Origin of the sequence: Faecalitalea cylindroides (genome assembly GCF_028321995.1) — a bacterium.
GTDB classification, from domain to species: domain Bacteria; phylum Bacillota_I; class Bacilli_A; order Erysipelotrichales; family Erysipelotrichaceae; genus Faecalitalea; species Faecalitalea cylindroides.
Window position 1 is genome coordinate 143,775 of record NZ_JAQLXG010000002.1, and the last position, 19,415, is coordinate 163,189.

Consider the following 19,415-nt stretch of genomic DNA (forward strand, 5'->3'; position numbering starts at 1 on the left):
ATTACGGAAGTATTACATTTCATCGGTTTTATTTGAATAGGTCATGTTTTGTATTTATCTGATACATTTATTATATCCTATGATACGCTTAAAAAACTACCAGAACTTGCCTTGCCGTGGTTGCAACAACTGAAATATATCAAATATTTTCAGTTTTGATGAAGATCGATTATGAAAACTATGACGAAAAGTATTTATATTTTTCTGGGATTATATTGTTTTAAAAGATAGAATGAAAGATTTATTAGATGATGTAAAAAGGTTTAGAAGCTATCATTTTGAAATCTATAATTATAGAGATGCTAAATATCTTTCATAGATGCGGCTTTTTTAAAAAAATAAAGTTTAACTTTTATACGACAGTTAACGATAGAATTACGACTCGATTTTGGTTGAATGCTCGTCTAGGTTTTGATATATTTCACCTTTAATTTTTCTATTATATCATTTGCTAATTGGCTAAAAATGAATTGGTTTGATTGCTGTCATTCATATCTATCAATGAAAGATAAAAAAAGCTGATAAACAATCTTTGTTTAACAGCTTATTTTTATATGGCGGCCTCTGTAGGAATCGAACCTACAATTAAATCTTAGGAGGATCTCGTGATATCCATTTCACTAAGAGGCCATACTGGCGCACCCGACAGGACTTGAACCTGCAACCGCTTGAATCGGAATCAAGTACTCTATCCAATTGAGCTACGGGCACTCATACCAATTCATTATACCCTAAAATCAAATATTATGGTATAAATAAATGGGTTTTATAGAAAAGGAGAAGATTATGGCTAAAAGAATTATACAAGTCGAAGAAAAAGTTCCTTTTAAGTTGATGTTGCCTTTAAGTATCCAGCATATGTTTGCGATGTTTGGGGCTTCTGTATTGGTTCCATTCTTGTTTGGAATTAATCCAGCTATCGTTTTGTTGATGAACGGTATCGGAACTTTGTTGTTTATTTTAATTACGAAAGGAAAGGCTCCTGCTTATTTAGGAAGTAGTTTTGCCTTTATTGCTCCGGCAAATATCGTAATTGCACAGTTTGGGTATGAATATGCTCTTGGTGGCTTTGTCGTAGTTGGTTTCTGTGGATGCTTGTTAGCCGTTTTGATCAAGAAATTTGGTACAAAGTGGATCGACGTTGTTCTTCCACCGGCTGCTATGGGGCCAGTTGTTGCCTTGATTGGTTTGGAGCTTTCAAGCAGTGCAGCAAGTACAGCTGGATTGTTGGATGAAGTTGTAGATCCAAACAATGTAATTGTGTTTGGAGTAACTTTAGGTGTTGCGATCATTGGCAGTGTATGTTTCAAGAAGTTCTTGAGCGTTATTCCTATTTTGATTGCGGTTATCTGTGGTTATGTCGCTGCTGTATTTTGTGGAATGATCGATTTTACACCAGTTATGGAGGCTAGTTTCTTTGCGCTTCCTAACTTCGCATTCCCTAAATTTGATATCAATGCGATCTTGATGATCTTGCCGGTTATCTTAGTTATCGCATCAGAGCATATTGGGCATCAGATTGTTACAGGTGAAGTTGTTGGTCGTGATTTGATCAAAGATCCAGGTCTTCATCGTTCTTTGTTTGCGGACAACTTCTCAACGATGTTATCTGGTTTCATTGGTTCTGTTCCTACAACGACTTATGGTGAAAACATTGGTGTTATGGCAATTACGGGTGTTTATTCTGTACAGGTAATTGCAGGTGCAGCTATTCTTTCTATCATTTGTTCATTTATTGGTCCTCTTGCAGCTTTGATCCAGACGATTCCAAATCCTGTAATTGGTGGAATCAGTTTCTTGTTATATGGAATGATTGGAACAAGTGGATTAAGAATTTTGGTTGATAAAAGTGTTGATTATGGTAAGAGCGTTAACTTGATCTTAACTTCTGTTGTGTTTGTAACAGGATTGAGTGGTGTTGTTGTTCAGGTTGGTACAACTTCATTAACAGGTATGGTACTTGCGTGTATTACAGCAATGTTAATGTCTTTGTTGTTCTATTTATTTGATAAGTTTAATCTATTGAATAAGGAAGAAGAATAAACGCTGTATCATAAAGTATTTTATTAAAACATTGTTGGTGATAGGATATACATTTTATATGCATATCTTGTCATCAACTTTTTTTGAATTTAGATAATTTAATATAGAAACAAAAACAGTATCTAGATTATAATAATCATGCGAAAAGATAAGGGAGGATGACTATGATCAAAGCGGTTATTTTTGATATGGATGGTTTGATGTTTAATACAGAAATCATGTTTAAAAAACAGTTTAGACAAGCTTTAGATAAGGCGGATATACATTGTCCAGATAGCGTGATTGAGAGAATGATCGGGTGTGATTCCAGGGAAATCATAGAATTTGAAAATACATATCCTGGAATTAGTGATGTAATGTCATATTGTCAGAAAACACGTGTGAATTTTTTCTTTGAATTTTTTAAAAATCCAGGTGATGCCAATATGCCAGGTCTATATGAATTGATTCAATATTTAGAAAAGAAGCCAATGGATTATGCGATTGCATCCAGTTCAGCAAAAGAAGATATCTTAAAGTTTATCAATTATGCTGGATTTGAGTTGCATCCAAAACAAATTGTGAGTGGAAAAGAAGGCTTTCCTTCTAAACCGGCACCAGATATCTTTTTAGCTACTGCCAAAAGAATGGGATATAAACCTGAAGAATGTTTAGTTCTAGAAGATAGCAAGCATGGAATTACAGCTGCTTACAAGGCTGGAATGAAATCAATCTTTATTCAAGATCAAATCGCTCCAGATGAAGAAATGAAGCAGTATATTCAAGAGAGTCGAAATGATTTGAGTGAAGTAATTGATTATTTAGAAAGAGCGTAAATACTATAGTGGTTTTCGTTGTAAATAAAGACAAGCTATTTTATAATTAAGGTGCTTTTAGGAGGACTAACATGAAAAAAGAATTGGTAATCGTTCTTGATTTTGGTGGGCAGTATAATCAGTTAGTTGCACGACGTGTTCGCGAGTGCAATGTTTATTGCGAGATTTATTCTTATAAAACCGACCTTGAAAAAATCAAGGCCATGAATCCGAAAGGAATCATCTTAACAGGTGGACCTAACAGCTGTTATGAAGAAGGAGCTCCAACATATTCAAAAGAATTGTTTGAATTAGGAATTCCGGTATTAGGTTTGTGCTATGGAGCACAGTTAATGATGCATGTTCTAGGCGGTACTGTTGAAAAAGCAGATGCTCGCGAATATGGAAAAACGGAAGTAATCGTTGATAAAAAAGAATCTAGAATTTTTGAAGGTGTATCTGAAAAGACAATTTGTTGGATGTCTCATTTTGACTATATTTCTAAAGTTGCACCTGGTTTTGAAATTACATCTCATACAAACAATTGTCCTTGTGCTTCTTGTGAAAATACAGAAGCTGGATTGTATGCGATCCAATTCCATCCAGAAGTATTGCATACAAATGAAGGAACAAAAATGTTGTATAACTTTGTTCGTGGTGTTTGTGGATGTTCTGGTGATTGGAGAATGGATTCATTCGTGGATGAACAAATAAAAGCAATTCGCGAAAAAGTTGGAGATGGTAAAGTATTATGCGCACTTAGCGGTGGAGTTGATTCCTCTGTTGCGGCTGTACTTTTATCCAAAGCAATTGGTAACCAGTTGACTTGTGTGTTTGTAGATCATGGTTTATTGAGAAAAGATGAAGGCGATGAAGTAGAAGCTGTATTTGGACCAGAAGGACCATATGAGCTAAACTTCATTCGTGTAAACGCACAGGAAAGATATTATAAAAAACTTGCTGGTGTAGAAGAACCGGAAGCTAAACGTAAGATCATCGGTGAAGAATTTATCCGTGTCTTTGAAGAAGAAGCTAAGAAAATTGGAGCTGTTGATTTCCTTGTTCAGGGAACGATTTATCCAGATGTTGTAGAGAGTGGTCTAGGTGGAGAAAGTGCTGTGATCAAGTCTCATCATAATGTTGGAGGTCTTCCTGATCATGTAGATTTTAAAGAAATTATCGAGCCATTACGCGACCTATTTAAAGATGAGGTTCGTAAAGCAGGTCTTGAATTAGGAATTCCAGAAAACTTAGTATTCAGACAACCTTTCCCAGGACCTGGATTAGGTATCCGTATCATTGGTGAAGTAACAGCTGAAAAAGTGCGTATCGTACAGGATGCAGATGCGATCTATCGTGAAGAAGTTGCCAAAGCTGGTTTAGATAGAAGCATTGGACAATATTTTGCGGCACTTACAAATATGCGTTCAGTTGGTGTCATGGGTGATGAAAGAACTTATGATTACGCAATTGCGCTAAGAGCTGTAAATACAATCGACTTCATGACAGCAGAAGCCGCAGAAATTCCTTACGAAGTCTTAAATAAGACAATGTCAAGAATCATTAATGAGGTTCGAGGGGTTAACCGTGTAATGTATGACCTTACAAGTAAACCTCCTGGAACCATTGAGTTCGAGTAAACCCGCTATCATCAAAAAGCCTTTAAATAATGGCTAGGAAATATGAATTTATCACCGATCTTTATTATCAAACGATTAACGAAGTAAGTGAAAATGCTGATAGCTGGAAATCCTTCTTAAAAACGGCAGGAAGAAATTTTCGCCTTCGTTTTGATGAACAGATACTTATCTATGCTCAAAGGCCAGATGCTATTGCTGTTTTAGAAATCGAGAAATGGAACAATCGTTTTGGAAGATGGGTCAATAAAGGTGCTAAAGGTATCGGAAACAAAAGCTCATTGATGGAGGAATGAAAACCAAAGAAGCCATCAAACGGGTAGCCCAGGAAATGAATGGTTCTAAAAATGAGCTGTATGATGCTTATCATAAACACATTTGATCTTGCGAAAGCAGGATCTTTTTTTTTAGATGGAAAAATGCAGTTTTGGATCTATTTTTGTTCCTGATCCTTTCAATATTCGATAAAAAGCAGGTATAATTATTATAAGGTGTGATCATGAAGAAATTGTATAAATATCTATTAGATGCAGTGGTGGTTTCCACGGTACTTGCCTGCAGTGCATGTGCAAGTATGCCGGTTGCAGATCCTGCGGTAGAAGGGGATCAGCCGGAAACGCTAGAAAAAATTACTATACCTGCTTCGATATTTGAGTTCGCAAATTCTGATATCGAGGATAATTTTGAAGAGTTCAGTGATTATTGTTATAGCGTAGAGCGGGATGGAAACGATCTGATCCTTGGAGTTACGCCGCCGCAAAAAGAAGAACTTATAGAAATGTATGCTGCTTCCATTGACGATGTGCTTGAAACAATGACAGAAGAAGAACCAGGATACTATGTGGAGACCGATAAGGATCACAGCCGGTTCGTATATCATTACGATGAAAAAATTGATAATGTTCTGCAGGCGAGAATGCTGTTGACAATTACGACTTCGGACGTTTTGATTGGAATCTTAGAGACTAAAGATCCAAACTGGAATGTACAGGCCAGGATCGTGAATTGTCATACCGGACTGGCTGTCGGGGAAACCACATTTCCGCAGGGGAGCATTACTTTTGGACCGGATGAATGGAAGGCCAGTTACGATAACGGCGCATGGCTCAAAACAAAACAAGAAGAAGTTATGGCTATGACAGGTCTTGGCGGCACGGCTTATGAGGAATTGACGGATACCCAGAAAGGAGTCGTCACCTCTGTTGGGCAGATGATGGATTGGATCGAAGGAAAATATGGACAAAAATTCCATTACATATCCTATGTGCCAGGCGATGCACTTGAGCAGGAGCATCTGAAAGTCTATCCGGAACAGGGGGATGAATCGGATGTTGTAACCGTGTATCGCACTTATGAAAACGGACGTTACCAGTATGAAGACGATTACGGATCCATTTTGGTACGGCCTTCGTATGAAGAACAGATTCTTACATTCGCAAAAGAGTACTTGCCTTTAGAAGGAATAAAGATCTATACAGAAGTAAAGGGTGGTACAAGCAATGTGCCTAAAGAAGGTTCTATTTTGAATACTGTTTCGGCTACGACATATATTTTTATGAATGAAGACTTGTGTTTTCAACAGTACGAAGCATTTCTAAAGGCAGTGCCGGATTGGCTTACAGAGAACTGCCAGGGTGTGCCGGCCGGGATCTATGTACGGATGGCAAATTCTGAAGATTGGAAGCAGATCGACAGATCGAATTATGAAGATAAGCTTCGGGAAGATATCTATACCAAAGAAGCAGAGTGTGCGATCTCCGGCAGCGGGAAAGTGACAGTGAATTAGTCAAGGGGAAAATGTTATGAGGAAGATTCTATTGTTTATGGTATGTTGCACTTTAGTGTGTGGCCTGAATGGATGCACTTTCTTCGGGAGCGGATCATCCAATGAATTTCGTTCAGATGAAGAATTGGCTGATGAAATGATAGAAAAAATTATTGCTTGCGTAGAAAAGGAAGATGCAGAGGGTCTGACAGAATTATTTTCGCCATATGCCAAGGATAGTACATTAAATTTAGCGGAACAGGAAGAAGACTTCATAGATTTTTTTCAAGGCGAATGTGAAAGCTGGAAAGGAAATGCAAGTTCTCAGGAAAAAAGTGAACACGGAAAAACGATCTGGCGAAAACTGAGAGGGCATTATTCAATCATCACGGATGAAGCGCAGTATGAAATAGCCTATACTTATATTCCTTTTCATAGAGAAGAACCGGATAAAGAAGGACTTACCGCAATAGAGATCACTACGGAAGAAAACTTTGACAAGGAGGATTTTCTCTGGAGTTTGGACCAGCGACCAGGAATCTATGTGACTGAAGAGGGAGAAGAGAATCTCTCAAGACAGAAGCAGATCACTCCCGAAGAACTGATCCAGGCAGCAGATCTTACAAAAGAACAGTATAGCGGCGTTGATCTCGAACAGTTTATTGAAGATTTCTCTGTGACGAAAGAAGATGTGAATACACTCAATATACCTTTGCTTCTGAAAGAATACGAACCAGATTACAAGGGCCGAGTGATCGATGTGAGTTATCTTCTTGAAGACGATATAGAAAGCCGTACATCGGATTTTACTCGTGATGCAATTGCGATCGCTTTCATGGAAAACAAGAATACAAGTACAGAATGTGTCTATTATGATTTGTTACAGGATAGACGATATCAAACATCCGATGCGTATCTCTTTGACAATCTGTATCAGACACAGGCAGGATATTATAGTAATGGACAACAAATTTTGCAGGGACTGGATAAGTACAAAGTTTTCACTTGGGAATCCAAAACGGATGAAGAAGAAATCACAGATCCTCAATCCATGGTACTGGCAATAGAATATGCAGACGGAACCGTGTTCCGTATAGAAGCATCGGGTTTACTCTCTCAGGTGCTGCCAGGGGCGTATAAGGAAGTAAGAGAAATGCTTTTGTCAGGAGAATACAACAAAAGCTAGAGAAATATCTAAGGAGAAAAACAACGTGAACAAAGTATTTGAAGATGATTTTCTGGATGTACAGTCACGAATCATTGCATTGTGTGTCGAATTCGCGGATAACAAGGCCGATAAGGTTTATGCCTATGGTTCCATTGAAGAAAACAGTATTTCTTTTAATGCATTTTTCAACATTGGCGGCCAAATCAAAACGACCAATAATGTAGTAACCGATACAGACACAATATGGGATTTTCTGGATTTAGGGGAATCAGATCTTGAGAAGATAAAAGAAATATGCATCCACTATGGAAAACCTGTTCCTACAGAATTAAAAATGATATATGACTGTAAAACCGGTCAAATAGACACAAAATATCAATATAACAGTATCTGTTCTGCAAAGACAGGGATCGATTCCAGTGAGATTTTTTTGAAGTGGTTAGACGAGGTGCGCAATGGAAGAGATAAAACAACATTGTGAGAAGGTGATCCAGATGCTTCGCTTGGATTATCCTGCGCAGTTACAATATCCGGGAAGCATCAAAAAAATATATGATGTTATGTTGCAAATCCTATCTTGCGATGAACTTCCTGATGTTGACTGGGCAGGCATGGTGCGCTGTTTTGTCGATGAAACTACGGATTATCAAAATCCGGTCCTCTTTGAGATCGATAAAATTGCGAAGCTGTCAAAGGAAAAATAATGAAGCAGTTGAGAAAAACAGAATGCCAAAAAGGATATCTCATTAAGAAAAACCTGGCTCTGTGTGCGTGGGTATTGATGTTGCTCGCAGGCTTTGCCGGAATATTGTCGCACCCGGAGAATATTCCATCGCTGGTGGCGTGTGTCCTTGCCTTGGCGGTTGCAGGCCTAACATTGCCGCGCCTGATCAGATATTGCAGAAAAACATGCCATAGTATGCCCGCTTTGAACAGGCGGCTTACAAAAGAAGAGCAGGAAGAGCTGGTCGAACACGTTGAAATAAGAGAATGCTTACGTAATAATGGCTAAATCGATATATGCAGCCTGGAAAACATAGATGGACTGCAGCGTATGAACGAGCTCATTGACCAGCTCCAGAAAAAAGGGGCGGAAATTGTACTGTACGAGGATGACAGAGTTGTAGAAACTGAATTCCTAAAAAATATCATTGAAGCACACTTTGATTCAGAAAGGTATCTGAAGAAAAAGGACGATAAAGTTATTGAGCAAGATTAGTGATTTGAGGAGGAAGATTTATGAGGATCACAAACATTTTTGATGCCGTAAGAGATGGAACTTACTTTGACTTTATGGATTTTTATTCTGGAAATCCGAATTTGTTCAATAAGTATGCAGGGATGAGTCTGCTTCAATTGTCTGTTGTCAATGACCGTTATCCAGATGAAAAAATAAAGATCCTTCGTTTTTTGATTTCTGAGGGAGCGGATGTTAACTTTCTGAGTCCAAAAGATCAAAGAAATGCGCTGCATATATTTTATTTTTCTGTTTTAAGACCTGAGCCTCAGTACATGTTAAAAATAACGCAGCTTCTGATTGCGGCTGGAGTGGATATCAATAAAAAAGATAAATATGGCGCGATACCGCTGCAGTATGCGATTACCGCTGTGAAACTGCCGACGAAGACAATCATGCCGGTATATCAATATTTGATGGATCGAGGATCAAATATTTGTGAAAAAGATAACTTTGGCAAAACTTGCCTTGATTATGCTGAAGAATTTTCATGGAGAAATGATTTGATCCATTTGTTGGAAGGGAACAATATATTCTAAATATGAAAAGGTTAAAAAAACAGGAAATCATTTTTTTTGTTCTTGTATTGGCAGTCATAGCCGCTGGTCTGCTTCTGCCCAAAACAGGAGAACTGGTACTGCTGGATGAATTTTGTGATCTATCAGTTATATGGATCGTTTGTGCTTATCTGGTCATCCGGGTGGTGCGAAACAGGACTTTGCTGTCGGCTTCCAGAAAGGCTCTGGGAGCAGGCGTTGTTATCGTGTGTTTTGCTTTAGCGCTCTGGTTTTCTAAGGATCTGGTGCTTGATTTGTCGTCAGGTTCGCAAACGGTTGAATTAAAGGATATACAAGTCAGCGAATCTTTGGCACATACGGGAATTTTTTCGCACCATTATTATCTGACTGGTTCTGATAATGAGGATGAAATTCTTCGATTAGAGATTTCGGGCGAAGACTATGGCAGGCTGCAACAGGGTCAAACCGTAAGGGTCGAGTACTATAAACATACGGGGCGGATCGTGAAGGTGGATTGAAAAGAAGTAGATTTATTTTTGGTTTTATGCTAAATTTTTTTCCTAAAGAAATAAAAGCGACAAATTGAAATGAGGAATGGAAATAAAAAAGAAGATTTCACGTGGCGATTTGTTCTATTACGATTTTGGAGAAAGAGAAGGATCGATTCAATCTGGAGTGCGTCCGGTATTGGTTGTCCAAGATAATGAGTTTAATACCAACGCTCCAACTATTATCGTTGCTTCGCTTACTACAGTATTAAAGAAAAGATACTTACCGTCGCACATAATATTAGGTAAGGAATTTGGCTTAAAGAAACCGTCAATGGTATTGCTTGAACAGATCCAGACAATCACAATAGATTTCGCTCAAAAACAATTGCGTTTAGAGTATCACCTGAAGAAGATGAACAAATAAATATTGCTGTGTCTTTAACAGGATTATCTAAACAAGATTTTATTACCAGTAAACTATTGGATAGAACGATCAATGTACAAGCTAATTGTAAAGTTCATAGAGCTGTATTTGATCGGCTTGGTGAAGTTCTCGATGAATTAAAAAGACTAGAGTCATCAGATGATATTGATGATGAATTAATGGAGAATCTCTCGCTTATATTGACAGTAGCTAATGGGCTTTATAATCCAGAAAATCATATTGAAAGTGAGTAAACCTTTATAGGATTGCTATTTGGATTTATAGAATTGCCATTTGGCTACAAACTTTAAAGGTATTTTGTTGTTTGCTATAATTAGTTTAAAATGTGGAGCGATTAATTTATTTATGTGAGGGAGGCCGACTTGCAATATAAGGTATATGGAAAACAAAACCAAGATGTGATTGTTCTTCTGCACGGTGGAGGCTTATCGTGGTGGAATTATCGAGAAATCTCTGAATTACTTCAAAATGATTTACAGATAATTATCCCAATACTAGACGGACACACAGGCAGCGATAAAGATTTTACTTCAATTAAAGACAATGCCGACGAAATCATTTCTTTCATTGATAGGAATTTTGGTGGCTCGGTATTATTGATTGGCGGGCTATCTCTTGGTGGGCAAATACTAGTTGAAATGTTATCTCAGCGAAAAAACATCTGTCGTTATGCAATTGTAGAAAGCGCATCAGTTATTCCGTCTAAACTAACTTATTCTCTGATACGACCAACATTTGGAACGTGTTATGGACTGATCAAACAAAAGTGGTTTTCTAAATTACAATTTCGTTCGCTTCGAATAAAACCAGAACTGTTCGATGACTATTATCAAGACACTTGTGGTATCACAAAGCAAAATATGATTGCTTTCTTACAAGAAAGTTCTATGTATTCTATGAAAAAAACTCTTGGTGAGTGTACAGCGAAGGTTCATCTGTTTGTTGGAGAGCGGGAAAATAAACGTATCTTATTTTCTGCAAAAAAGATCAGAGAAGTGATCAAAAATTGTGATTTACACATACTCCCGTCTATGTATCACGGTGAATTTTCTATTAACCAGGCTGATCGTTATGCAAAAGAGTTATATGACATTATAAAATCACATTGATTTTCTGGTTTTCGACTAAGTTACGGTTAAACAGTACTTTCAAGAAAGAATTATTTAGTACCCTAATGGAAGCTGCTAGCCATCAGGAACTATTCCAAATGAACAGTTGCAACAATTTTTGCAACAAAAAATTTGATAGGCAAAATAAGATATAGATAATATAGAAGAAACAAGTCAAAATAGCCATCATTTAGATAATATATATGAGAAATGATAATACAAATAAGGAGTTCGAATAGTATATAAGAAAAGTCGTTTAACGTTGCCAAAATCGAAAAAATGATAAAATCGGTAACGTTAAATGACTTTTTTTGTTATCTTATGTGATATAATGTCATCAGAGGACATTCATATGAAACTTTATAAACGAGAAAATTATTTAAAAAGAATTCGTGGATTTTATGATGCTACAGATATAATAAAGGTTTTAACCGGGGTTCGTCGATGTGGAAAATCATCATTGATGCTGACTATTGTAGATGAATTGATTGCAAAAGGAGTTTCTGCTGAGAATATTATCTATCTTGATTTAGATAGAAGAGAATATAGAAAAGTTACTGATGTTGACCAACTTGAGCGGTTAATTGAAGAAAAGTCCAAAGGCATAGAAGGTATAAAATACTTATTTATCGATGAAGTTCAAAATGTTAGAAATTTTGAATTAGTTTTAAATGGATTTAGAATGGAAGAAGAGTATTCAATTTTTATTACAGGATCAAATTCTTATTTGCTCAGCGGTGAATTATCTACTAAATTAACAGGGAGATATGTTGAATTTGAGATTTTTACTTTAAATTTTGAAGAATATCAAAATATGAAGAAGTTCTTTGGAAAACCCATAAATACTAATCCTTTGCAGGAGTTGAATTCTTTTATTCTGGAAGGTGGTTTTCCTAGGGCTGTTCAGTTTGATGATTTAGAAGATAAAAGGAGTTATACTCTAGGAGTTATAAAAGAAATCTTTGAAAAAGACATAAGAAGACGATTAAAGATAAGAGATAGAGATGCATTTGAAATAGTTAGAAATTTCATTATTAATAATTACGGATCACTAATAAGTATTAATGGAATAGTAGATAATTTAAAAAAACATGGAAATTCAATAAGTAAAGCTACAGTATCTAGATACATCCAAGCTCTATTAGATGCAAAAATAATTTATGAATGTACAAAATTTGATATGAAATCAAAAAAGATGATAAAGGGAGAAAAGAAATATTATTTATCAGATCTTAGTTTTTATTATGCATTAAATACAGACAATCAATTTAATTATGGACCGAGTTTAGAGAATATTGTTTATCTATACACAAAGAGTCATAATTACTCAGTAAGCGTTGGAAGAATTGGCAAACTAGAGTGTGATTTTATTTTGAGAGACTCAAAGCTGAACTACAGTTATATCCAAGTGTCGTATACTATAGCTTTAAGTAAAGATACAGAGGATAGAGAGTATAGACCATTAGAAAAAATTAAAGACAATTACCCAAAATATGTTGCGACGACAGACTATATTTTGAAAAAGAGAAATGGTATTGAACATATTAATATAATTGAATTTATGACAGAGAATAAATTATTTTAATATCTAATAAATTCAACTTAATGAAATAAAATAGAGTTAATAATTTTAGATTTATTCAATTATTAACTAAGAGAAGATAAATTCTTAATGCAAAAACAGATAAATCCATTTAGAATAAAACTAGGAGAGATCATTATGAAACGTAGACTATTTAGTATTTTTGCTATCTTATTATTTGTTTTAAGTGGGTGTCAAAAAGAACCAACAAGTAAGTATATTCTTCCTATAGAAGCACAGTATTTTCTAGGTAAAGAATCTTATGAAAGTGTAAAAGAACATGATACAGATTCGTTTAGCTTGGATTCTACATATGCAAATGAAGTTACATTAGAAGAGGATTGTTTGGTTCTAGAAGCTAGCGATTCACAAATCAAAAATCTTATTGAAAATAATCAAAAAATCATGGAGGAAATAGCTCAAGAATTTGAAGCTATAAAGGATAATTATACAGTTGAATGGAGTGAAGATTATTCTTCTGTAACTTTTAATGTGGATGATGAAGGCTTGTTTTCAGATAATGCGGCAGAAGCTTTAGAAAATATGAGTCATACTTTCTGGATCAACTACATTTTGCAAACAAATTGTGCTTTGATGAATCAAGATTGTGATACAACAGTTAATGTAACTTATAAAAATGCAGATAGTGGACATATACTTTCAAAAGGTTTATTTCCATATGAAGAATTTACAATAACTCAAGAAGATTGGGAATTAAGCCAAAATCAAGATGTGATGCGTAGTATAGAGTATGACGGATATATTGATATGAAAATGATTGTTGAACAAGTAGATTCTGATAAAATCATATTCGCTCCTCAAGAAAAGGATTCATTTTATTCTAATGATGAGAGTCTTTGCCTATGTTTAGATAGTGTATATGCTGATGATATTAAACTTCCTCATCAGATTGAAGAAGGAGATGTATTTGTACTAAGAGTTGATGGAAGTTATGCTTTACATGAAGATGGAGATGATATTCCAGATATTGCTCCAGTTGCACTGATTCCTGAAAAATATTATGAAGAATAAATGATATTAAGTATAAAAAAAGCATGAGTTTAAGAGAAGTATTTCTTTAGTTCATGCTTTTTAAGACTTACATTCTTACTAATATAAAGCATAATGTTAGCAAGAATGTAAAAGACGGTGAGAGTGTGGAAGGAGTAATGGATTCTAAAAAAAAATTGAGGTTTTGAATGTTAAAAAATTAAAGAATGTGAATGTATCGAGACAGTCTATTTATAATTTTATAAAAAGGAATTGTATGGAAAAAAGTTGGCCCAGGTATTTATATTTCAAAAGATGTGTTGGAAGATGAAGCTTATGTTTTGTCACAGCGTTGTCCAAAAGGAGTTATTTCTCATGATGATGCCTTATATTATTATGGTCTGGTTGATCGAGAACCTTTTGTGCATTGTATTACAATTTATAGTGGATATAATCCTTCTGCTTTAACAAACTCAGGTTACAAGGTTTATACTGTAAAAAAGAGCTTTTGGATCTAGGAAAGACTACAATCACAAATCAATTTGGTCATGAAATCCCAATGTATGATTTGGAAAGAACAATTTGTGATTTAGTGAGAAGTGGACGTAATTTAGAAATTCAGGATTTTAATATGGCGATTAAAACTTATTTACAAAGAAGTGATAAAGATCTGAATTGTTTAATGGTGTATGCAAAAGCATTTCGAATTGAAAAGATAATTAGACAATATATGGAGGTTTTATTGTAATGTATCTAACTCCAGCACAAATAAAAGGTAGAATTAAAAATGTCGCCAAACAAAATGGATCGGATCCTATAACTTTGTTTATATGATGGAGCGTTTTCTTGAAAGAATGACGTATTCTAAATATAAAGACGATTTCATTGTTAAGGGTGGAATCTTGGTTACTTCTATGATTGGTATATCGATGCGATCGACTATGGATATTGATACAACAATACGTAATTTTGATTTAACTAAAGAAGAAACCACAAGGATTGTAAATGAAATTAAAGATATTTCTCTTGATGATCACATTGAATTTATCTTAAATGATGTATCTGATATCATGGACAATATGGAGTATCCAGGAATAAGAATTCATATGGATGCAAAATTAGAAAATTTAATAGTGCCAATCAAAATAGATATATCAACAGGTGATGTGATTACACCTAGAGAAATAAGATATGAATATCCGTTGTTGTTAGAAGACAAATCAATACAACTCTGGTCATATAATTTAGAGACAATACTTGCAGAAAAAATTCAAACAATTCTTTCTAGAGGATTGTTGAATACACGTATGCGTGATTTTTATGATGTAACGACTTTATTTGATCGTTATAACGATTCAATAAACTATAATGATTTATCATTGGCATTTGATAAAACATGTAGAAAAAGAGAGACACTTTCTGTATTAGAGCATTATGAAGAAATATTATGCTCAATAAGAGAAGATTCAACATTGCAGAATTTATGGAAGAATAATTGTCGTAAATATAGGCTACTTCTTTTCTTTGCAAAAATTATGAAAAGTTTCGAAAATAATCAAGTTTTTTTCTTGCTTAACCCTAAAAATTCATGGTGCTATATTCTAACTCTATAGTCTAAAAAACGGGTGCTAAAGGAACTATATCTGCTTTGAATCTCGTAAAAATGCTTTATATATAGGGGCTTTATAAATAATTAAACCACAAAACATTTCCAGCGTGTGTATTCAATCTTGCCTTTATATAAAGAGTAAAAGTAGCGAATATAAAAGTCGGCACCCGATTTTTATACTATAGAAATATTCTAAAGACGGGATTGACATTATTTATTATCAGGATTATAATGTAAGCGAATACAGGATTGTTACTCTTTGAGGCTTTACCTGCATGTGTTTTAGATTGCATGTTTGTGAAGTTTCGAAGAGTTTTTTGTATATATAAGGAGTTGATGGTATGTTAAAAAATATATTCAAAGTGAAAAAATTTTTTCAAATATATTCTCCAGTTAATGGGAAGTGTGTAGATTTAAAAGATGTAAATGATCAAATGTTTGCAGATAAAATTATGGGAGAAGGAGTTGCATTCAAATACAATGGAAATACTATATATTCTCCGTGTAAAGGTAAAATTGTTGCAGTGGCAAGTACGAAGCACGCATTAGGTATAGAAACAGAAGATGGTATTGAAATCTTGATACATGTTGGATTAGAAACTGCTGAGTTTAATGGTAATGGATTTGAATTGTTAGTTAATCAAAATGATAAAGTAACAATAGGGCAGCCATTATTAAAAATTGATAGAGTTTTTTTTGAAACACATCATACCGATTTGACAACACCTGTTGTTGTGACAAGTAAAGGATTGAATATAGAATTTACAAATAAAGAGGAAGTAACTATAAAAGATGTTGTAATGATGATAAATAGGTGATAAAAGATGAAAGTTGTCAAATGCATTAATAATAACGTAGCTATATGCCTTGATGATGATAATAATGAATTGGTTGCTTTCGGAAAAGGAATAGGGTTTAAAAAGCCGCCTTTCGAAATTGATGTAGCAGTTATTCAAAAGACATATTATGGTATTGATGAAAATTATGTTCATATGATAAATGAAATTCCTGAAGAAATTTTGTTACTTTCTGAAGAAATTATAAAATACGCAGAATATGAACTGGATTATATCTTTAGTCCTAATATTATCTTTACATTAGCTGACCATATCAATTTTTCTATAGTAAGGTGCAAAGAAAAATTAAATATAACCCTTCCTATTGTTCAAGATATAAAATTCTTGTATGAAAAGGAATATGCTATAGGCACATATGCGTTATTTTTGATAGAAAAAAAACTAAATATAAAATTACCGTTAGAAGAGGCTAGTTTTATTAGTTTACACATTATAAATGCAGAAGCTAGAAAAGCAGGTGAAATAGATGGCTATGCAGAAAATAAAGTGATTATTAATAAAATTACAAAACTGATAGAAAATAAATTCAATATAAGTATTAACAAAGATGGAGCGAATTATTCAAGATTTGTTTCACATATTCAATACTTATTAAGACGCATTGAAAGTAAAGAGGAAATAAAAAGTGAAAATAAAGAGTTGTATATAACAATGAAAAAATCATTTCCAGATACTTCAGATTGCGTAGATTCAATATCTGAGTATTTATTGCAACTTTTCAAATGGGAATTGTCAATTGAAGAAAAACTATACTTGATTATACATATAAATCGATTATGTTCACGAGAGGATTGTTACCAGTAGGGCTTAACCTAGAACACAAATCAAATTATTTTTGATTATGTTTTAGGTTTTTTTTGTTAAATGAAATTAAAATAGGCGCCTTTTAATGGCATTTAACACATATTTATAGGAGGTTGGTATCAGAAAAAAGATATTGTTGATAACTTATTTTATGAATCAAATTTAATACTTTAGCTAAAAGCACATATTAATTGAAAATTGTAAAGTATACGACATTAATGAATTTTTAAATTGTGAAGGGAGAAAAATAAATGTCAAATTATTCTAAAAATGCAGAAGATATTATTACATATTTAGGTGGCAGTAAAAATATTGAAGAAGTTAAGCATTGTTTTACTAGATTGAGATTTAAAGTGAAAGATAACTCGAAAGTAAATGTGGAAATGCTAGAAAAAATACCTTGCATAGTTCGAGTTATGAAAACAATGGGTCAGATTCAAGTTGTTGTAGGAAATGAAATAGATGAAGTTTATAAAGCTGTAGAAAAATGTTTGGAAGGAACAAGTATAGATCTTTCCAAATTAGAAGAACCAGTAGAAACAAAAAAAGAAAAAACACCTAAAGGAATTAAATATTATGGTGGTCAAATTTTAAATGCAATTTCACAAACTATCAGTCCAATTTTAATGGGGATGGTAGTTGCTGGATTATTTAAAGCAATATTAACTATTTTAACTTTGACAAATATTGTAAGTACAGACAGTCAAACTTATATTTTGCTAAATTTAATGGGTGATTCGTTCTTCTATTTTATGCCTGTATTAGTTGCATATAGTGCATCAAAATATTTCAAATGTAATACGGTATTAAGTTTAATGCTAGCTGGTATTTTGCTTCATCCGAATTTCATAGATTTAGTAAATAGTGGAGAAAGTATTAGTTTGTTTGGGTTACCTGTTCATGCTATCTCTTATAGTTCTTCATTATTGCCTGTATTGTTTACTGTTTGGGTTCAGTCAAAGCTTGAAAAACTAGTAAGTAAGACATTTTTCACTAAATTAGGAATGCTATCTTTATTCCCAACGTTTTTAATTATGGCTCCACTAACACTGGTTGTAACAGGTCCATTTGGTTCAATTGTCGGAGAATTGATTGCAAATGCAATGTTAGTAATTTATAACAAATATGCAGTATTGGGTGTATTTGCAATTTGTTTCTTGATGCCATTATTTATTTGGACAGGAAGTCATTGGGTTTTTATGCCAGTAGCATTATCAAATATGACAAATTTAGGATTTGATCCATTCTTATGGCTTGGATTTACTGCATGGAACTTTTCACAGTTAGCTGTATCAACTGTAATTATGTTGAAAACAAAAGATAAAGATTTAAAACAAATCGCTGGTTCTGCTGCATTTTCTATTGCAACCGCAGGTATTTCTGAACCTTGTGCATATGGTTTAACATTAAAATACAAAAGACCAATTATCCCTTCTTTTATTGGATGCGCTGTAGGCGGATTATTCTTTGGAATCTTTAAAGTTAAAGTATTCCAAATGATTAATGTTTCTCTTTTAAGTTTGCCTCAGTTCTTGGATCCAGCAGGTGGAAACAACTTTATGCTTGCTATAATTGGAATAGTATTAGTATTTACTGTAACGTTTGTATTAACTTGGTTTTTTGGTTTTGATGATAAGAAAGATTTAGGCAAATAGGTGATTATATGAAAATTAATGATAGAATTTATTGGATTTCTGGAGGACCTTGGGGATATTTAGGTAATGCATACGCTATTAAACATTCAAATGGTTATGTGTTAGTTGATACAGGAAGCCCAGAAGCACTAGATGTAATTGTTAAAAATTTAAAATATTGGAATATTGATGAGAACAAAATTACACATGTATTAATAACTCATGCCCACGACGATCATACTGGATGTGCACATTATTTTCAGAAATGTGGTGCAAAAATTGTAATAGGAAAAGAAGATGCTAAAATGCTAGAAGATGGTCATTTAGGAGAATATAGTCCTTGTACAAATCATGTTATGCCAGCTTGTAAAGCTGATATTTTGATTGATAAAGATGAAATATTACAGATTGGTGACTTAGAATTTGAGATATTATGCTTGCCAGGACATACAGATGGAACATTATTATATTTTGTTCGAATTGATAATGAAAATGTTATGTTTAGTGGAGATATGTTTTATACAGATGGAAAATGGGGAGAAGAAACAAGAACTGGATGGAAAGGAGACTTGTCTTATAACTCTAAAAAATTAGGCGAATCCTTTGAAAAATTATATAAATTAAAAGAAGAACCGGATCTTGCATTGGCTGGCCACGGAATTCCTCGATTTGGTAAAGAGGCAGAAGTGATTCGTTTAGCTTATAAATACTATTTGAAATTTGATAGATAGA

The 19,415-nt window shown here is 34.0% G+C and carries 24 protein-coding genes and 2 tRNA genes; 24 read left to right on the forward strand and 2 right to left on the reverse strand.

The window, feature by feature from the left end; translation table 11 throughout:
- Positions 1 to 555: 555 nt before the first annotated feature.
- Together PND65_RS02035 and PND65_RS02040 are read right to left on the reverse strand one after the other, a co-directional pair.
- Positions 556 to 630 (reverse strand) — tRNA-Arg (locus PND65_RS02035).
- A gap of 4 nt (positions 631 to 634) precedes the next feature.
- Positions 635 to 711, reverse strand: a tRNA-Arg gene (locus PND65_RS02040).
- Between the two features lie 75 nt (positions 712 to 786).
- Here PND65_RS02040 and uraA point away from each other — a divergent pair.
- The 24 genes from uraA (at position 787) to PND65_RS02160 (ending at position 19,414) form a co-directional block, all read left to right on the forward strand.
- Positions 787 to 2,043: a uracil permease gene (uraA, locus tag PND65_RS02045; RefSeq protein WP_271990448.1), complete on the forward strand. Its 1,257-nt coding sequence runs from the start codon at positions 787 to 789 to the stop codon at positions 2,041 to 2,043.
- 164 nt (positions 2,044 to 2,207) lie between these two features.
- On the forward strand, positions 2,208 to 2,858 hold the full coding sequence (locus PND65_RS02050; RefSeq protein ID WP_271990451.1) for an HAD family hydrolase: 651 nt from the start codon (positions 2,208 to 2,210) through the stop codon (positions 2,856 to 2,858).
- A gap of 71 nt (positions 2,859 to 2,929) precedes the next feature.
- Complete coding sequence (guaA, locus tag PND65_RS02055) at positions 2,930 to 4,477, forward strand: glutamine-hydrolyzing GMP synthase (RefSeq protein ID WP_271990453.1); 1,548 nt, start codon at positions 2,930 to 2,932, stop codon at positions 4,475 to 4,477.
- 29 nt (positions 4,478 to 4,506) lie between these two features.
- Positions 4,507 to 4,770: a hypothetical protein gene (locus tag PND65_RS02060; protein WP_271990455.1), complete on the forward strand. Its 264-nt coding sequence runs from the start codon at positions 4,507 to 4,509 to the stop codon at positions 4,768 to 4,770.
- Between the two features lie 482 nt (positions 4,771 to 5,252).
- Positions 5,253 to 6,260 carry a hypothetical protein gene (locus PND65_RS02065; RefSeq protein ID WP_271993430.1) on the forward strand — a complete coding sequence of 336 codons (1,008 nt, stop codon included), beginning with the start codon at positions 5,253 to 5,255 and terminating at the stop codon, positions 6,258 to 6,260.
- A 16-nt stretch (positions 6,261 to 6,276) separates the two neighbouring features.
- The gene (locus PND65_RS02070; RefSeq protein ID WP_271990460.1) at positions 6,277 to 7,425 is read left to right on the forward strand and encodes a DUF5104 domain-containing protein; all 1,149 of its coding nucleotides are present in this window, start codon (positions 6,277 to 6,279) and stop codon (positions 7,423 to 7,425) included.
- Positions 7,426 to 7,450: 25 nt separating this feature from the next.
- Positions 7,451 to 7,888 (forward strand): hypothetical protein, encoded by a 438-nt coding sequence (locus tag PND65_RS02075; protein WP_035403743.1) that lies wholly within the window; start codon positions 7,451 to 7,453, stop codon positions 7,886 to 7,888.
- Positions 7,863 to 8,111 carry a hypothetical protein gene (locus PND65_RS02080; RefSeq protein ID WP_271990464.1) on the forward strand — a complete coding sequence of 83 codons (249 nt, stop codon included), beginning with the start codon at positions 7,863 to 7,865 and terminating at the stop codon, positions 8,109 to 8,111. The genes PND65_RS02075 and PND65_RS02080 overlap by 26 nt, the downstream gene beginning before the upstream one ends.
- Positions 8,111 to 8,419, forward strand: a complete 309-nt coding sequence (locus tag PND65_RS02085) for a hypothetical protein (protein WP_271990466.1) — start codon at positions 8,111 to 8,113, stop codon at positions 8,417 to 8,419. Before PND65_RS02080 ends, PND65_RS02085 begins: the two co-directional genes overlap by 1 nt.
- Before the next feature lie 42 nt (positions 8,420 to 8,461).
- Entirely contained in the window at positions 8,462 to 8,626 is a 165-nt protein-coding gene (locus PND65_RS02090) for a hypothetical protein (RefSeq protein ID WP_271990469.1), read from the forward strand.
- 20 nt (positions 8,627 to 8,646) lie between these two features.
- Positions 8,647 to 9,183, forward strand: coding sequence for an ankyrin repeat domain-containing protein (locus tag PND65_RS02095; RefSeq protein WP_087159053.1), 537 nt, complete (start codon positions 8,647 to 8,649; stop codon positions 9,181 to 9,183).
- A 2-nt stretch (positions 9,184 to 9,185) separates the two neighbouring features.
- Positions 9,186 to 9,680 (forward strand): hypothetical protein, encoded by a 495-nt coding sequence (locus PND65_RS02100; RefSeq protein WP_022790692.1) that lies wholly within the window; start codon positions 9,186 to 9,188, stop codon positions 9,678 to 9,680.
- Between the two features lie 76 nt (positions 9,681 to 9,756).
- Positions 9,757 to 10,077, forward strand: coding sequence for a type II toxin-antitoxin system PemK/MazF family toxin (locus PND65_RS02105; protein WP_271990471.1), 321 nt, complete (start codon positions 9,757 to 9,759; stop codon positions 10,075 to 10,077).
- 8 nt (positions 10,078 to 10,085) lie between these two features.
- The gene (locus PND65_RS02110) at positions 10,086 to 10,331 is read left to right on the forward strand and encodes a hypothetical protein (RefSeq protein ID WP_271990473.1); all 246 of its coding nucleotides are present in this window, start codon (positions 10,086 to 10,088) and stop codon (positions 10,329 to 10,331) included.
- 129 nt (positions 10,332 to 10,460) lie between these two features.
- The gene (locus tag PND65_RS02115; protein ID WP_087319312.1) at positions 10,461 to 11,207 is read left to right on the forward strand and encodes an alpha/beta fold hydrolase; all 747 of its coding nucleotides are present in this window, start codon (positions 10,461 to 10,463) and stop codon (positions 11,205 to 11,207) included.
- Positions 11,208 to 11,559: 352 nt separating this feature from the next.
- A complete protein-coding gene (locus PND65_RS02120; protein WP_271990475.1) occupies positions 11,560 to 12,792 on the forward strand; it encodes an ATP-binding protein in 1,233 nt (410 codons plus the stop codon).
- Between the two features lie 135 nt (positions 12,793 to 12,927).
- On the forward strand, positions 12,928 to 13,821 hold the full coding sequence (locus tag PND65_RS02125; protein WP_271990477.1) for a hypothetical protein: 894 nt from the start codon (positions 12,928 to 12,930) through the stop codon (positions 13,819 to 13,821).
- A gap of 275 nt (positions 13,822 to 14,096) precedes the next feature.
- Complete coding sequence (locus tag PND65_RS02130) at positions 14,097 to 14,297, forward strand: hypothetical protein (RefSeq protein WP_271992961.1); 201 nt, start codon at positions 14,097 to 14,099, stop codon at positions 14,295 to 14,297.
- On the forward strand, positions 14,288 to 14,527 hold the full coding sequence (locus PND65_RS02135) for a hypothetical protein (RefSeq protein WP_271990481.1): 240 nt from the start codon (positions 14,288 to 14,290) through the stop codon (positions 14,525 to 14,527). Before PND65_RS02130 ends, PND65_RS02135 begins: the two co-directional genes overlap by 10 nt.
- Positions 14,528 to 14,633: 106 nt before the next feature.
- Entirely contained in the window at positions 14,634 to 15,392 is a 759-nt protein-coding gene (locus tag PND65_RS02140; protein ID WP_271990483.1) for a nucleotidyl transferase AbiEii/AbiGii toxin family protein, read from the forward strand.
- 337 nt (positions 15,393 to 15,729) lie between these two features.
- The gene (locus PND65_RS02145) at positions 15,730 to 16,206 is read left to right on the forward strand and encodes a PTS sugar transporter subunit IIA (protein WP_271990485.1); all 477 of its coding nucleotides are present in this window, start codon (positions 15,730 to 15,732) and stop codon (positions 16,204 to 16,206) included.
- Positions 16,207 to 16,212: 6 nt separating this feature from the next.
- On the forward strand, positions 16,213 to 17,049 hold the full coding sequence (locus PND65_RS02150; RefSeq protein WP_008727864.1) for a PRD domain-containing protein: 837 nt from the start codon (positions 16,213 to 16,215) through the stop codon (positions 17,047 to 17,049).
- A 251-nt stretch (positions 17,050 to 17,300) separates the two neighbouring features.
- On the forward strand, positions 17,301 to 18,704 hold the full coding sequence (locus tag PND65_RS02155; protein WP_271990487.1) for a PTS transporter subunit EIIC: 1,404 nt from the start codon (positions 17,301 to 17,303) through the stop codon (positions 18,702 to 18,704).
- Positions 18,705 to 18,712: 8 nt separating this feature from the next.
- Positions 18,713 to 19,414, forward strand: coding sequence for an MBL fold metallo-hydrolase (locus PND65_RS02160; protein ID WP_271990489.1), 702 nt, complete (start codon positions 18,713 to 18,715; stop codon positions 19,412 to 19,414).
- The last annotated feature ends 1 nt before the right edge of the window (position 19,415 follow it).